The sequence below is a fragment of the Chamaesiphon polymorphus CCALA 037 genome, assembly GCF_003003845.1.
GTDB lineage: Bacteria > Cyanobacteriota > Cyanobacteriia > Cyanobacteriales > Chamaesiphonaceae > Chamaesiphon > Chamaesiphon polymorphus.
On record NZ_PVWO01000084.1, the window covers coordinates 1 to 16,027 of the forward strand.

At 47.5% G+C, this 16,027-nt stretch carries 14 protein-coding genes and 1 pseudogene; 13 read left to right on the forward strand and 2 right to left on the reverse strand.

All coding sequences use genetic code 11. The features are described 5' to 3' along the window. The 5 genes from C7B77_RS08990 to C7B77_RS09010 form a co-directional block, all read left to right on the forward strand. Window positions 1–275 (forward strand): YdhR family protein (locus tag C7B77_RS08990; RefSeq protein WP_106303075.1); only part of this gene is annotated, 275 nt, incomplete at its 5' end. A gap of 247 nt (window positions 276–522) precedes the next feature. After that, the gene (locus tag C7B77_RS08995) at window positions 523–846 is read left to right on the forward strand and encodes an ArsR/SmtB family transcription factor (protein ID WP_106303078.1); all 324 of its coding nucleotides are present in this window, start codon (window positions 523–525) and stop codon (window positions 844–846) included. After that, window positions 843–1,799, forward strand: coding sequence for an SRPBCC domain-containing protein (locus C7B77_RS09000; RefSeq protein ID WP_106303081.1), 957 nt, complete (start codon window positions 843–845; stop codon window positions 1,797–1,799). The genes C7B77_RS08995 and C7B77_RS09000 overlap by 4 nt, the downstream gene beginning before the upstream one ends. A gap of 242 nt (window positions 1,800–2,041) precedes the next feature. Continuing rightward, window positions 2,042–2,605 (forward strand): membrane protein insertion efficiency factor YidD, encoded by a 564-nt coding sequence (gene yidD, locus C7B77_RS09005; protein WP_106303084.1) that lies wholly within the window; start codon window positions 2,042–2,044, stop codon window positions 2,603–2,605. A gap of 101 nt (window positions 2,606–2,706) precedes the next feature. Next, complete coding sequence (locus C7B77_RS09010) at window positions 2,707–2,940, forward strand: type II toxin-antitoxin system HicB family antitoxin (protein ID WP_106303087.1); 234 nt, start codon at window positions 2,707–2,709, stop codon at window positions 2,938–2,940. Window positions 2,941–2,979: 39 nt separating this feature from the next. On the opposite strand, the gene C7B77_RS09015 is transcribed toward C7B77_RS09010, so the two are convergent. Beyond that, window positions 2,980–3,852 carry an MBL fold metallo-hydrolase gene (locus C7B77_RS09015; protein WP_106303090.1) on the reverse strand — a complete coding sequence of 291 codons (873 nt, stop codon included), beginning with the start codon at window positions 3,850–3,852 and terminating at the stop codon, window positions 2,980–2,982. Window positions 3,853–4,062: 210 nt separating this feature from the next. Next, window positions 4,063–4,569 (reverse strand): pentapeptide repeat-containing protein, encoded by a 507-nt coding sequence (locus C7B77_RS09020; protein WP_106303093.1) that lies wholly within the window; start codon window positions 4,567–4,569, stop codon window positions 4,063–4,065. A gap of 377 nt (window positions 4,570–4,946) precedes the next feature. On the opposite strand from C7B77_RS09020, the gene C7B77_RS31370 reads away from it, so the two are divergent. The 8 genes and pseudogenes from C7B77_RS31370 to rpoC2 all read left to right on the forward strand — a co-directional run. Next, window positions 4,947–5,078 (forward strand): hypothetical protein, encoded by a 132-nt coding sequence (locus tag C7B77_RS31370; protein WP_281261343.1) that lies wholly within the window; start codon window positions 4,947–4,949, stop codon window positions 5,076–5,078. Window positions 5,079–5,545: 467 nt separating this feature from the next. Then, the gene (locus tag C7B77_RS09025; RefSeq protein WP_106303096.1) at window positions 5,546–6,229 is read left to right on the forward strand and encodes a Bax inhibitor-1/YccA family protein; all 684 of its coding nucleotides are present in this window, start codon (window positions 5,546–5,548) and stop codon (window positions 6,227–6,229) included. A gap of 294 nt (window positions 6,230–6,523) precedes the next feature. Beyond that, on the forward strand, window positions 6,524–8,335 hold the full coding sequence (locus tag C7B77_RS09035) for a serine/threonine-protein kinase (protein WP_106303102.1): 1,812 nt from the start codon (window positions 6,524–6,526) through the stop codon (window positions 8,333–8,335). Window positions 8,336–8,588: 253 nt separating this feature from the next. After that, complete coding sequence (gene rpsT / locus C7B77_RS09040) at window positions 8,589–8,870, forward strand: 30S ribosomal protein S20 (protein WP_106303105.1); 282 nt, start codon at window positions 8,589–8,591, stop codon at window positions 8,868–8,870. Window positions 8,871–8,984: 114 nt separating this feature from the next. Next, window positions 8,985–9,779, forward strand: a complete 795-nt coding sequence (locus C7B77_RS09045) for a TatD family hydrolase (RefSeq protein ID WP_106303108.1) — start codon at window positions 8,985–8,987, stop codon at window positions 9,777–9,779. A gap of 327 nt (window positions 9,780–10,106) precedes the next feature. Further along, entirely contained in the window at window positions 10,107–13,409 is a 3,303-nt protein-coding gene (gene rpoB / locus C7B77_RS09050; protein WP_106303111.1) for a DNA-directed RNA polymerase subunit beta, read from the forward strand. Window positions 13,410–13,568: 159 nt separating this feature from the next. Beyond that, a complete protein-coding gene (locus tag C7B77_RS09055; protein ID WP_106303114.1) occupies window positions 13,569–15,443 on the forward strand; it encodes a DNA-directed RNA polymerase subunit gamma in 1,875 nt (624 codons plus the stop codon). 165 nt (window positions 15,444–15,608) lie between these two features. Then, window positions 15,609–16,027, forward strand: a pseudogene (gene rpoC2, locus C7B77_RS09060) (DNA-directed RNA polymerase subunit beta'); the annotation flags it as partial.

The window sequence follows — 16,027 nt, forward strand, 5'->3', positions numbered from 1 at the left end:
CTGCCTCAGACTTCAAAAAACAGATGATTGATGTCGCTCCTGTTCTTGCTTCTGTAAATGGTCTGAAATGGAAAATTTGGTCGATAGACGAAACAAACAAAGAAGCAAGTGGCTACTATTTATTTGAGAATGAAACTAAGTTAAATACTTATCTTAAGAATGTTTTTTTTGTTGGCATGGGAAATAATGCAACAGTTAGCAATATCGTAGTTAAGAAATTTGAGATTCTTGAAGAACCAACCGCAATAACGCGAGGGCCGATCGGCAAGAACTAACATTTGGGATACTGATTTGCTCCGCACAAGCACCGCCCTGAACTAGAAGTTTCTCCCGATCGATACCCCACCCACAGCCGCAGATTTACAAATCCCAGCATCGGAGCAACCCGCGATCGCTAAAACAATTCAGAATTTAGATATCAAGAAGCTTTCCGCCTGGTGCTTAAGATCGGGCTGAAGCATGACTTGACAATTAAGCAAATGCTTAAGTATTATTTAGTTAAGCATTTGCTTAATTATCTCTATGAGTCGATCGACTTCCAGTACCGATATTTTTCAAGCGATCGCCGATCCCACTCGTCGGGCGATTCTCGATCGGTTGCAGCATGGCGAGCAGCCTGTCATGCAGCTTGCCGAACCCTTTGCAATGTCTTTACCTGCCATTTCGCAACACTTGCAAATCTTATCCGCAGCGGGACTAGTCATCCAGCACCGCAGTGGACGACAGCGCATCTACCGACTCAATCCAGCATCCCTCAAGCCAGTATCGGACTGGGTAAGCCAGTACGAACAGTTTTGGGCGGCAAAACTGGATGCTTTAGAAGAGTATCTGGAGGAACAACCATGAGCCAAGAGATTGTGCTGGAAACGTTTTATCGCCATCCACCAGAGCGCGTTTGGCAGGCACTGACCGATCGCCGCGCCTTGAGTGTCTGGATGATGGACAATGATTTTGAAGCTTGCTTGGGGCACCAGTTTCAGTTTCAAAGTCGTCCGCTACCAGGGTTAAAAGTCACAATTTACTGCCAAGTGCTAGAACTGGAAGCACCAAAACGCCTAGTTTATAGCTGGAAAGAGCGTCCCTCGGATATACCATCACGAGTGATCTGGACGTTATTTCCAGTCGAGGGTGGTACCCAAGTCCGACTTCAGCATCGAGCGACAGGTTTTGTGTCGATTCCTGGATTTGGTCTGCCAACCCCCGTTGGCGTAGCCTCCCCTGTGGAGAATCGATGGCATGGGGAGATTGACTCTCGATTCACAGATCCGACAGCGATCGTACATCCCTTACAGATAGCATCTTCTACCTCAACAGACGGCTTACATCGAGCTTCAGAATTCCTACACTATCAAACCAACTGGCATTACTGGTTGCACCAAAAATTACCTGGAGTATTAACTATGAGTTCAGATCGACAATTTCTGCAAAATTTATACGATGCCTTCAACAACCGCGAGCTAGAAAAAATTATCGCGGCGATGCACCCAGACGTGAAATGGGCGAACGGGGTAGAAGGCGGTTTCGTGTATGGACGCGATGCGGTGCGCGAATACTGGACTAATCAATATAATGTGATTCAAGTGCAGCTTGAGGCTTTAGAGTTTGAGACGGACGAACATAATCGAAATGTTGTTACCGTTCATCAAATCGTCAGAGATTTGCAAGGCAATTTGCTCGCAGATATGACAGTTCAGCAAATATTTACCATTGAGAATGGTGAGATCGTGCTTTATGAAATTGGCGAAACTGAAACAATTAAAGAGATGATTCAACAGACGATAGCTTCTAATAAACAATGATCTTTCGGCGATCGTTAGTAGGGTGCGACATAGCCGTTGCTAGCTGACGATCGCGATCTGCTGTGTAGAACTCACTTAAGATCTACAGTTTCGATCGAGATGAATCTTCAAGGATCTTAGCAGCGAGCTGAGTGAAATACCCGTGTGCGGACAGAAAATTACAGCTAGTGCGATCGCACTTTTACCAGACTAAGACATAAAGTAGTCTGATAAGATGTAAACTACAGATTTTGGTACGATTTATGCCCCGAGCGTCGATCGATTCGTTTCCACCCAGGATTGTAGACTCTTTGGCGATCGCGGCGATCGCTGGCTATCAACGATATTTATCACCCTACAAGGGGTTTAGGTGCGCTCACAGGGTACTGCATCGGGGGGAATCTTGCTCGCAGTATGTCAAAAGGATGGTAAGGGAAGAAGGTTTGGGTATTGCGCTGGCGAAATCGCGGGTGCGGTTTGCCGAGTGTAAGGAAGCCAATCGGATACTCCAAGCTCGGCGAAAATTCGATCGCCTGTCGATCGAATCTGGAGAGAATGAGGAACCAGAAAATACCGATGCAGATCGATCTCCAAATCCCGATCCAACCAAGCGCAAACGCCAGTTTATCTCTAATAGCAATAGTTCGTGTAATGGCAATAATTGTAACAATTGCGGGGATTGCTGTATCGATGTGCCAGATTGCTCTGGTTGTGACACGCCTGCGCTAGATTGCAATGGTTGTGATTCCGATTGTGGAGATTGGAGTAATTGTGGCGATTGCGGTGATTGTAGCGGTTGTGGCGATTGCGGCAGTTGTAGTAATTGATGTTAATACTCGATCGAATCGATACTACTTTTATAAAGTTGGACACTATAATCTTTATGAATTAAGTGTAGTTACTGAAGTAGAATTAGAGGAAAATAGCTATGATTAGCGCAGTTGAACTACGAACATTAGCCGATTATCTCAACCTCAAATATCCGATTACACTCCATGCCGATCCAGATGGTGGCTATGTTGCAGAAATAAAAGACTTGCCAGGTTGTCTGACGCAAGGAGAGACAATCGAAGCAACACTTGAAAACATCAATGAAGCTAGAGAACTTTGGCTAGAAACAGTTTACGAGCTAGGAAAAACAATTCCATTACCAAGTGAATAGATCTAGTCACTAACTATTCGATCGAACTAACAATAGCATTTAAACAGTCGCCATCCAATTAACACATAGATCCATCTGTTCGTGCATTGTTGCAACATCCCCATGATAGCGTCGTCCATGACCTGGTAAAACCCATTCAAAATCGTACTCAGCCAATGCTTTCATTGACTTAATTTGTTCCGACCAGGAATACCAGCAAGCATCGCGGAATGCACCTAAATGTCCGAGTTGACGCCGAAAAGCGAGATGATCGCCGCTGAATAAGAACTTATTTTTATACAGTAAAACGGTGTGTCCTTTAGTATGTCCGGGGACGGGAATAATTAATAATTCTGGTGTTAATTCGATCGGGTCTACTCCCTGAAGTTTGTGTTCGACAGCTCGCGTGTCAACATTAACTTCATCCTGATGCAGAATTCGATCGCAGCCAAAATGTTCGTGAAACTTTTGATGGTCGGCAACATCATCGCGATGGGTGAGATAGAGATATTTAATGCCACCCATTGCTTCGATTTGTTTGACCAAAGGTGGGGTAAATCGCGGCGAATCTACCAGAATATTCCCATCGGGATGCTGAATTAAATAACTCGCTGCGCCATAAGAATCCTCAGCATGATAACCACAGTGGTAAACATTCTCTGCAACTAACAGCGGGATGGATGATTGAGCGGCTTTAATATCTTCGGGCTTATTAATAGTCCCGATCGAGGCCGTCGGGCAGGATAATAGTGCTTGCATCGCTTGCAATCTTTCAGCAGGATCGATCGGTTGATGATAAACTGCCGACATCTCGCCCTGTCGATCGAATACCGTCGGAGCCATCCACCGACAAGTATCGCAGTCGATACAAGTATTATCGACATATAGGTCGCCGTCGATATTTTCCGAACGTCTATTTGCTACATGTGCCATGATGTGGGTACCTGCTAGTACTTCGCAATTATCGATGACGACAATTAGTTTAATTATACCTAACCTACTTATCGATCGAAAATGGCGATGCTAAATCAAAATATTAACCCTTAAAGTTTGGGCAGGAAACACCGTCCCTACGAGTTAACACCACCAATTCTTAGCTCTACCGATCGTGGAAATAACATAGAACTGTAACGATCGATTAAACTACGGACATTCTAGTGACTCTCTAGTATCTCTCCCCGTCGTCGGATTAGTTCCTTTGGCTACCTTACATAATTTCATTTTAATATCTTTGCGAAGCATCACATCGGTAAAATCCGCACCATCGATGATTGCGCCATTAAAATTAGTCACAGAAGTAAAGGCACCGACTAAAATTGCATTAGTAAAATTGGTACGGGTAAACCTTGCCGTATCTAACAAAGCATTCGTCAAATTTGCCCCAGTCATATCTGCCGAGTCAAAGTTACCCCCAATCAAGCTGACACCCGTGAGATTGGCATTAACAAATTTGCCATTCCGCACGCTGGCTTGCGTAAATTCATAACTAGTCAAATCTTTGCCTGAAAAATCAGCATTCTCTAAAGTTGCTTTCGTAAAATCGTCTGCTAGTGCTGCTGAGGGATAAATGCTCGTCATGAGTAATGACATCACTACCAGCAATGCAGGTAACAACAAACCTGCGATCGTCCGACGAAAACTTAACTTCATTGTTATTTATTGCTAATTAATTTTAGTACCGATCGATACTTATCTTAGCATTCACTTAGCATTGCTTCCAGTCATGGCGTAACGTCGCTGTTGCTGAATTGCCAGTGGTAGCGACTGCTCGGCGATCGCGCCGATGCTCCAGGCGATATGCTCCAACTAGTATGAAGCTCCAGCTAGAGACAAATCGAGCAATTGCAATGCAGTCACATTCTCAACCCCACACAGCCTTACAACCTCTATGGATCTCAGATTCTCAACTTTAGATTTGGTAAACACTTATTTTACCTGATTGCAATTATGTTCGCTGAGATCGAGCTTTGGCATCGGGATCGATACGGAACTTTCAGATGGTAGTAATCTAGCTTTGGTGAAGATGTTTGGCGATCGATCTGCGTGAAATTACTCAATCGGGCAGTAATGACGATCGATCCGCACGGTTATCCGCACTACCTGCTATATCTTCACCGCTTGATATCAGTGAAATTACCCAATCGATCGAGTTGGGTTAGGTAGCTCAAAGATAGGTCAATAATCGATATATGCTTGGCCTTTTTGTCTGGCTCTAACTTATCTAAAAATAGGCAAATGCTGTTACTACAACTAGTTTGCTACGCAGCGAGATCGATTTAAGCAATCGATTATAGCCAGATAACGCAGACCTAAATCTGCAATTTTTTCAGACAATGTAGATTCACCAAGGCTGATGGCCGATTCGATCGAAATTAGTTAAGATCGAGAAAGAAGATCGTAACCCAATACTTCTTTTGCTAATCTAAAAATTAGTCAGTCCGCCTACGCAGACTTTGCATCACTAGCGGCGACTTTAGTCGCTAGCAGTTCTTAAACCAGAAGTATTGGATCGTAGCCGATCTTTAGCAACTTTCCGGAATCGGAACGGTTGCATTTGAATCTATTTTATTGTAGTCATTCGCACGGCAGCGAACCCAGAAAATCGGTAGTTTTAGAGGTTTAATCTATGTACGTTGTAGCCCAAGAACAGCCTCGCGAACGGGCTGAGTTTATTAGAAAGACTTACGCCCATCTAGCTGGTGCTGTTGGTGCTTTTATCGCGATCGAGACATTCCTAGTACAGTCGGGAATTGCAGAGACTTTATCTAGAGCTTTAACGGGTGGTTTCACTTGGCTGGCTGTTATAGCTGGCTTTTCGCTGTTAGGTTGGTTTTCGCGGGGATTGGCGAGTAGAGCCGATTCCGTCTCGTTGCAATATCTGGGATTGGGAATTTATGTCGTCGCCGAAGCACTGTTATTTGCGCCGCTGATCTTCATTGCCAGCCGCATGTCCGATCCCACGGTAATTCCGACAGCGGGGATTCTCACCGCCTTGATGTTTGTTGGTTTGACAGCAGTTGCCCTCACGACAGGCAAGGATTTCACCTTCTTAGGTGGCGCGCTCAAAATTGGCGGTTTCGTAGCTTTAGGATTGATTATCTGTAGCGTACTCTTCCAATTTTCGCTGGGTTTATTTTTCTCGGTGTTTATGGTGGGATTTGCGATGGCAGCAATTCTCTACGATACGTCCCAAATTATGACCCAGTTTAGCAAAGACCAATATGTGGCTGCGTCTCTGTCGCTGTTTGCCTCGGTAGCTCTACTCTTCTGGTACGTCCTCCGAATCGTGATGTCAATGTCTCGCGATTAAATCTAGATATTGAATAGTTTGATGCCCTGTCCTCTTTGAGGGCGGGGCTGTTTTGTTTTATTACGATCGCTAATGAGTCCGAATCCATCGTCGCCCTCACCCCGCCATCGCCTCTGGCTCTGGCTCCCCTCTCCCAATTTTGGGAGAGGGGCTGGGGGTGAGGGCAAACAACATTGCTTTAACCAGCGATCTCGATCGGCTGAAATACGCACATCAACCACCATAGTCTGATGTTAGGATTTGCAGTAGTGACAATTCTGTTTCAGATAGTCTAGTTATCAGTTTTGCAAATTCATGATTTGTTGTCTCAATCCTAGTTGCCAAAATCCACCCTGCGAGCCAGATCTCCAGTCTTGTCCGCAATGTGGCATTGAGTTATTGGTGCTAGAAAATCGCTACAAACCGCTCAAATCGATCGGGAGGGGTGGATTTGGCAAAACTTATTTAGCTGAAGATATCAAAAAATTTGGCGAGCAATGTGTCATCAAACAGTTTGCGCCCTATGCTGGCAACGATACGGAGAGTGAGAAACTCCGGTTTCGCGATGAAGCCAAGCAGCTCCAACGCTTGGGCGAGCATCCGCAAATCCCTGCGCTGTTGGCATTTTTTTCGGAGCGGGGTTATTTATATTTCGTCCAGCAGTATGTGGCTGGCGAAAATTTGGCGGAAGAATTGGCGCGGTGCGGTTTGTATGACGAAGCGCGGATTCGCGATTTTCTCCAAGATTTATTGGGAATATTGCACGTCGTTCACGAACAGGGCGTCATCCATCGCGATATCAAGCCGTACAATATCATGCGGCGACAGGTCGATCGAAAGCTTGTCCTCATCGATTTTGGCATCTCCAAGCAAATTGAAGCCAATCCTGCCACAGGGACGAGTATTGGCTCTTTAGGTTATTCACCATTAGAGCAATTATGGGGCGGTAAAGCTTATCCAGCCAGTGACTTATACAGTCTAGGCGTGACGGCTTTTTATTTAATGAGCGGCATCAGTCCTCACCAAATTGTCTCGCAGTTGATGGAGGAAGGTTCTCCGGCTGAAGCTAACGATTGGACTAAAAACTGGCGTAATTATATCAACCAACCGATCGATGATAATCTCGGTGCGATTTTAGATAAATTAATGCATGGCGATCGCAAACAGCGATATCAGTCCGCCGCAGACGTGCTGCGCGATTTAATGCCACATCATCCCTCACCTTTAGCCAAAACCACCCTACAGCCCTTTAAGGTTGCCTCTGCGGCTGAAAATCGATCGCCATTGCAGCAGACGAAACAACTACCAACGCCCCCAGAGCCATCCCGCTGGCGAAACATTAAACTCTATGGCGGTGTCAGTCTGGGGTTAGTCGCAGCTAGCTTGGCAATCCTGCTGGCAACTCGTCCCGCGACAACCGTCAGCGGCGATGTCAGTCGAGATTTGGGTGATGGCTCGTCCAATGCGGTGGCTTATTTAGAGCGCGGCAAGGTTCGCAGTGCGGCGGATAACTTTAAAGATGCTTTAGCCGATTTCAATCGGGCGATCGAGCTACAACCTACGGCGGAAAGCTACAACGAACGCGGACAAGTCCGCAGCAAGCTTCAAGATCGGCAGGGTGCATTAGCCGATTTTGGTGAGGCTCTCAAGCTCAAGCCTAACTGGGCTGATGTGTATTATCAACGCTCTAGTGTTTGGGAAGAACTGGGGAATCCCCAACAGGCTCTCGCCGACTTGAATGAGTCGATCCGGTGGCAAGGCGATAATAATTTAGCCTGGATCGCTAGAGGACATTTGCGCAGCAAGCAAGGCAATAAAGCCCAAGCGATGCAAGATTTTAATGCCGCCATCAAAATGGATGCGCGGAGTTCTTATGCTTACATGTCGCGCGCAGGCTTGTATGCCAGTATGAACCAACGCGAACGAGCGATCGCCGATTACGATCGGGCGATCGTGTTAGATCCTAGCAGTTATTATCAGTTTTACGAACGGGGCATTTTACATCAGGAACTCAACCACAAAGCCAAAGCTAAAGCCGATTTTGAGATGACCCTGCAATTAGCCAAAAAAGCTGGCAAGGAAAAAGACTATGCCGACGCCGCCGTGCGGCTCCAGCAGTTGCATTAATTCACCCTAAATCGATCGCCCCCGTCCGGGAAATCTGAGAAATTTGGACTATCATGTTAGATAGACATTAGCAATCTGCTCCAGCCAATCTACCACTAACATCATTTCAGAGCTAAATGGACTAGGCACGAGCATTCTCAACATGGCAGTAAGGTTTTACAAGATAATACTTGTAAAATTTCATTCGTTCGTGCTATGATTATATGTCTGACATTATGTCAATTTTTAAACGTGAGTTTTCCCAGGGCTAACTGTGGCAAATATTAAGTCTGCAATCAAACGTGTCGAAATCGCCGAGCGGAATCGGCTTCGGAATAAGTCTCATAAATCAGCAGTCCGAACGCTGATGAAGAAATACTTTACAGCCGTGGACAAACACGCGGCTGAGCCTTCAGCCGAAACGTCGGCTGAAGTCCAAAAATGTATGTCTGAAGCATATCAAAAAATCGATAAAGCCGTCCAAAAAGGCGTCTTGCATCGCAACAACGGTGCTAACAAGAAAGCTCGTCTGGCCAAAGTCCTAAAGCCTGCCTAGACTCAGGTTCTTTCTGCCAGCAGTAATTATTTAAGCTATGTCCCCGGAGGTGAGTCGTCGCCTGTGGGGTTATCGAGTCCGGGTACGCCAACGAAACCAGTTAATCTGTGCTAAATGCAGCTAATTGATACTCACGTTCATATCAACTTTGAGGCTTTCGAGGCGGATCTAGAGGCAGTGCGCGATCGCTGGCGGACGAGTGGAGTCGTACAGCTCGTACATTCTTGCGTCACGCCAGCCGAAGTTACCAAGACTAAGGAATTAGCAGATCGGTTTCCCGAACTGTTCTTTTCTGTCGGCTTACATCCTTTGGATGCAAGTTTGTGGCAGCCAGATCTCAATCGTCAAATTCGGGAAGTTGCAACCAGCGACAAGCGGGTAGTCGCCATCGGCGAAACGGGTTTGGATTTTTTCAAAGCCGACGATCGTCAGTGGCAGATCGATGTCTTTCGATCGCAGCTTCAGATCGCCAAAAATCTAGATTTACCCGTCATCATTCACTGTCGCGATGCAGCTAGTGAGATGCGTCAAGTTTGTCAAGAATTCTGGTCGGAATTCGGGCAAGTTAGAGGTGTCATGCACTGCTGGTCTGGAACTCCGATCGAAACCCAATGGTTTTTAGATTTGGGGTTCTATATTAGCTTCAGTGGCGTGGTTACTTTTAAAAATGCGACCCAGATTCAAGCTGCGGCGCAAATGGTGCCACTCGACAAGCTGCTGATCGAAACTGACTGTCCGTTCCTGGCACCCGTACCCAAACGCGGCAAGCGGAACGAACCTGCCTTTGTGAGTCATGTCGCTAGTTATCTGGCGCAGTTGCGAGGTGAAAGTTTAGAGGTACTAGCCGATGCTACGACAGCAAATGCTCGACAACTATTTAGATTACCAGTTTTGTCAGGAATAAACTAGCCATTGGCGATCGCTACATAATATTTACCATTTTTAATTCACTTACGCTACATCTTAACTTAAGCTATTTTCACTACGAAGATGCTATCTATCCCACACTCGCAACACCCGATCTTTTTCGATCGAATCCAAACAAGCACATCTTCGTCACAAGATTATCGATTGCAAGGGGAAAGTATGACTAATCATCGGATCGCTCGGTTGACGCTTAGGGATGACGAACGACAGCCGCATCGCTTAAAATACCAAACTTAAACTGCCACGACTTGGCACTGAATAACTCAAATAACCGATTGCTGTTGAGAACGCACTTACAAGAGGAATATCATGACTAGTCAGATTACTACTACCGCATCCACTTACATGCTGCCGGATTTAGTAGAAATTCAGCGTTCTAGCTTCCGGTGGTTTTTAGAAGAAGGCTTAATCGAGGAATTAGATAGCTTTTCGCCGATTACTGATTATACTGGCAAACTAGAATTGCGGTTTTTGGCGAAAAATTACAAGCTCAAGCGTCCTAAGTATGATGTAGATGAAGCCAAGCGACGCGATGCTAGCTATGCGGTGCAGATGTACGTACCGACACAGTTAATCAATAAAGAAGACAAAGGCAAAATCATCGAGCAGGATGTCTTCATCGGCGACTTACCGTTAATGACCGATCGCGGTACCTTTATTATCAACGGTGCCGAGCGGGTCATCGTCAATCAGATCGTGCGATCGCCTGGAGTTTATTATAAGTCCGAGCTAGATAAAAACGGTCGGAGAACTTATAGTGCCTCGCTGATTCCCAACCGGGGTGCGTGGTTGAAGTTTGAGACAGACAAAAATGATATCGTCTGGGTGCGGATCGATAAGACGCGCAAACTTTCGGCACAGGTATTGCTCAAAGCTCTGGGATTGACTGATAACGAAATTTTTGACTCGTTACGTCACCCCGAATTTTATCAAAAGACGATCGATAAAGAAGGCAACTTGTCGGAAGAAGAAGCCTTGATGGAGCTGTATAAAAAGCTGCGTCCGGGTGAGCCGCCTACTGTCAGTGGCGGTCAGCAGTTGCTAGACTCGCGCTTCTTCGACCCCAAACGGTACGATTTGGGTAAAGTCGGGCGGTATAAATTAAATCGCAAATTGCGCCTAACTACACCCGATGCAGTGCGCGTATTGACACCGCAAGATATCTTGTGCGCGATCGATTATCTGATCAATCTCGAATTTGATATCGGTAGCGTCGATGATATCGACCACTTAGGCAACCGTCGCGTGCGATCGGTTGGAGAGTTGCTCCAGAACCAAATTCGGGTCGGTTTGAATCGTTTAGAACGGATCATCCGCGAACGGATGACTGTATCGGAGACTAGCAGCCTAACACCAGCCAGTTTGGTCAATCCTAAACCGTTAGTTGCCGCCGTTAAAGAATTTTTCGGTTCCTCGCAACTATCCCAGTTTATGGATCAAACCAATCCGCTAGCGGAATTGACCCACAAACGCCGACTCTCAGCATTAGGCCCTGGTGGTTTGACCAGAGAACGGGCGGGTTTTGCGGTACGAGATATTCACACCTCCCACTACGGGCGGATTTGCCCGATCGAAACGCCTGAAGGCCCCAACGCGGGACTGATCGGTTCGCTGGCAACTCACGCGCGGGTAAATCAGTATGGGTTTATCGAAACTCCCTTCTTACCTGTCGAAAATGGTCGGGTTAAGCGCGAGTTAGAAGCTCAGTATATGACAGCGGATCAAGAAGACGATCTGCGGGTAGCACCTGGTGATATTACTACCGATGATGATGGTTATATCTTGGGTTCGACGATTCCCGTCCGGTATCGGCACGAATTTACCACTACGACACCCGATCAGGTGGATTATGTGGCAATTTCGCCCGTTCAGATTATTTCCGTCGCGACATCGCTAATTCCCTTCCTCGAACACGATGACGCCAACCGCGCCCTGATGGGTTCTAACATGCAGCGTCAGGCGGTACCGTTACTGCGCCCAGAACGCCCCTTAGTTGGCACGGGACTAGAAGTCCAAGCCGCTCGTGACTCTGGGATGGTCGTGGTATCGAAATTCGACGGTGTGGTCAGCTTTATCGAAGCAGAATCGATCGACGTTCGTGGCGACCACGGTCGGACTCAAAAGTATCTGCTCCAAAAATATCACCGTTCCAACCAGGATACTTGCCTCAACCAACGTCCGTTAGTTAAGATCGGCGATCGCGTAGTCGCAGGTCAAGTTCTAGCTGATGGTTCGGCCACAGAAGGCGGCGAGCTGGCTCTGGGTCAGAATATTCTGGTCGCTTATATGCCGTGGGAAGGCTACAACTATGAGGATGCGATCCTAATTAGCGAACGACTGGTCGCTCAGGATTTCTACACCAGTATCCACATCGAGAAGTTTGAAATCGAAGCGCGGCAAACCAAACTCGGCCCCGAAGAGATTACTCGCGAAATTCCGAACGTGAGTGAAGAATCGTTGCGAAATCTTGACGAAACGGGCATCATCCGTAAAGGTGCGTGGGTAACCTCTGGCGACATCCTCGTCGGTAAAGTGACTCCTAAAGGTGAATCCGATCAACCGCCAGAAGAAAAACTATTGCGCGCGATTTTCGGGAAAAAAGCCCGCGATGTCCGCGATAACTCCCTGCGGGTACCTAACGGTGAAAAAGGTCGCGTCGTTGACGTGCGGGTATTTACTCGCGAACAAGGTGACGAATTACCTCCCGGCGCAAATATGGTCGTGCGGATCTATGTAGCGCAAAAACGCAAGATCCAAGTCGGCGATAAAATGGCCGGACGTCACGGGAATAAAGGGATCGTCTCGCGGATTATGCCTGTCGAAGATATGCCCTATCTCCCCGACGGTACCGCCGTCGATATCGTCCTCAATCCCTTGGGCGTACCATCGCGGATGAACGTCGGTCAGGTATTTGAATGCTTGCTCGGTTGGGCGGGACACAACCTGAATATGCGGTTTAAGGTTACGCCATTCGATGAAATGTATGCCCCCGAAGCCTCGCGGACGACAGTTCATGGCAAGTTAAAAGCAGCGGCCAAAATGCAAGATAAACCCTGGATTTTTGACAAAAACGAGCCAGGGAAAACCACCGTTTTCGACGGACGGACAGGCGAAGCCTTCGATCGACCCGTCACGGTCGGAAAAGCGTATATGCTCAAACTAGTCCACTTAGTCGATGATAAGATCCACGCGCGCTCTACTGGCCCTTACTCCTTGGTTACCCAACAACCCCTCGGTGGTAAAGCCCAACAAGGCGGTCAACGGTTTGGAGAAATGGAAGTCTGGGCACTCGAAGCATTCGGTGCAGCGTATACCCTCCAAGAATTGCTCACCGTCAAATCTGACGATATGCAAGGCCGGAACGACGCGTTAAATGCGATCGTTAAAGGTAAATCCATCCCCAGTCCCGGTACGCCAGAATCCTTCAAGGTACTGATGCGCGAGTTACAATCCCTCGGTCTCGATATCGCCGTCCACAAAGTCGAACAGACCCCCGATGGCGATAGCCGCGACGTCGAAGTCGATCTGATGGCCGATATCAATACCCGTCGCGCCCCATCTCGCCCCACGTATGAATCCTTTGCTCGTGGAGATGATAGCGAAGAAGGTTAGGAAGTGAATAGTGGATAGTGGATAGTGAATAGAGTTGAACGCGCAGGCGCGTTTTGACACCTAGCTCTTAAAATTAACCACTAAATCTAATCCCTATCCACTATCCACTATCCACTCTACCCCCACCAGTCCCCATCACTAAGCCCTAACCCCTAAACTATGCGTCAAAAGCTAGAAACCAAGTTTGATTACGTTAAGATTGGGATTGCTTCACCCGATCGGATTCGAGAGTGGGGTTCGCGGAACTTACCCAACGGACAATTAGTTGGCGAAGTCACCAAACCAGAAACCATTAACTATCGGACATTGAAGCCGGAAATGGACGGTTTGTTCTGCGAACGGATTTTTGGCCCTGCCAAGGATTGGGAATGCCATTGTGGTAAATACAAACGGGTGCGCCATCGCGGTATCGTCTGCGAACGTTGTGGGGTCGAAGTTACCGAATCCCGCGTTCGCCGTCACCGGATGGGCTTTATTAAATTGGCTGCGCCAGTAGCTCACGTTTGGTACCTCAAGGGGATTCCCAGCTACTTGAGCATCTTGCTCGATATGCCCTTGCGAGATGTCGAACAAATCGTCTATTTCAACTCCTACGTCGTTTTGGCTGCGGGTAACGATGATACCCTCGGCTACAAACAACTGCTGACAGAAGAACAGTGGTTGGAGATCGAAGAACGGATTTATAGTGAAGATTCCGAACTCGAAGGGGTCGAAGTCGGAATTGGTGCCGAAGCCGTCCAGCGGCTCCTAGAAGACCTGCAATTGGAAGATGAGGCTGAAAAGCTCCGCGAGCAAATTAGCGAGTCTAAAGGGCAAAAACGCGCCAAGTTAATCAAACGCCTGCGGGTGATCGATAACTTCATTGCGACTGGCAGCCGTCCCGAATGGATGATCCTCAGTTACGTGCCTGTCATTCCCCCCGATTTGCGCCCGATGGTGCAACTAGATGGCGGTCGGTTTGCGACTTCGGACTTGAACGATCTCTATCGCCGCGTGATCAACCGGAATAATCGTCTGGCGAGATTGCAAGAAATCTTAGCTCCAGAAATTATCGTTCGGAACGAGAAACGGATGCTGCAAGAAGCCGTCGATGCCCTGATCGATAACGGTAGACGCGGACGCACGGTAGTGGGAGCAAATAACCGCGCCCTCAAATCCCTCTCGGACATTATCGAAGGGAAACAAGGACGCTTCCGGCAGAACTTGCTCGGTAAACGTGTCGATTATTCCGGACGTTCGGTAATTGTGGTCGGGCCAAAACTGAAAATCCATCAGTGTGGATTGCCGCGTGAAATGGCGATCGAATTATTCCAACCGTTCGTGATCCATCGGTTGATTAAAAATAACCTCGTCAATAATATTAAGGCAGCCAAGAAACTAATTCAACGGGGCGATCCAACCGTGTGGGATGTCTTAGAAGAAGTTATTGCTGGACACCCAGTAATGCTGAACCGGGCACCAACCCTTCACCGTTTGGGGATTCAAGCCTTTGAACCGATTATCGTTGAAGGTCGCGCGATTCAACTCCATCCTCTCGTCTGTCCGGCATTTAACGCCGACTTTGACGGAGACCAAATGGCCGTACACGTCCCGCTATCCTTGGAGTCTCAAGCCGAAGCGCGCTTATTGATGTTGGCGAGTAATAACATTCTCTCACCAGCAACGGGTTCGCCGATCGTCGCACCATCGCAAGATATGGTCTTGGGTTGTTATTATTTAACCGCACGCAACCCAGCACTAGCAGAAACCGATCGCTATTTTGCCAACTTGGACGATGCCGTCCGCGCCTACGATCGCGGCGAGCTGAATATCCATAGCTTTATTTGGGTCAGATACGATGGTTTAATGGAGTCCGACGATGAAGAAAAAGATCCGCTAGAAACGATCGACAATGGCGACGGTACGACCACCAGACTCTATAAATACCGACGCATTCGCGAAACCAGCACGGGTGAACTAATCTCTCAATATATCTACACCACCCCAGGACGGATTATTTACAACAAGACCATTCAGGAAGTCCTTTCAGTGTAGAGAGTTGGGAGTTGGGAGTTCGGAGTGAATGTACCACCTACGGTGGTAATCAGTTTAGAGGATGAGGCAACGTAGATTGCTGCCAAATCTCCCAACTCCCAACTCCTAACTCTCCCAACTCCTAACTCTCCCAACTCCCAACTCCCAACTCCCAACTCCTAAATCATGAGCGAAAAAGAGAGAAAGCCGATCGTTTTTAACAACCGGATGGTTGATAAAGGTCAGTTGAAAAAGCTGATTACTTGGTCGTTCCGGCATTATGGTACCGCGCGGACAGCGCAGATGGCGGACAAACTCAAGGAATTGGGTTTCCGATTTGCGACTAGAGCCGGGGTATCGATCAGTATCGACGATCTGAAGATTCCGCCGATCAAAAAGGAAATGCTCGAAGCCGCCGAAAATACGATCGACGAAACCGAAGCTAAATACACGCGCGGCGAGATTACCGAAGTCGAGCGGTTCCAAAAAGTAATCGATACTTGGAACATCACTTCCGAAAGTCTCAAAGATCAAGTTGTCGTCAACTTTAGAGAAAATTATCCGCTTAACTCCGTCTACATGATGTCATTTTCGGGAGCGCGGGG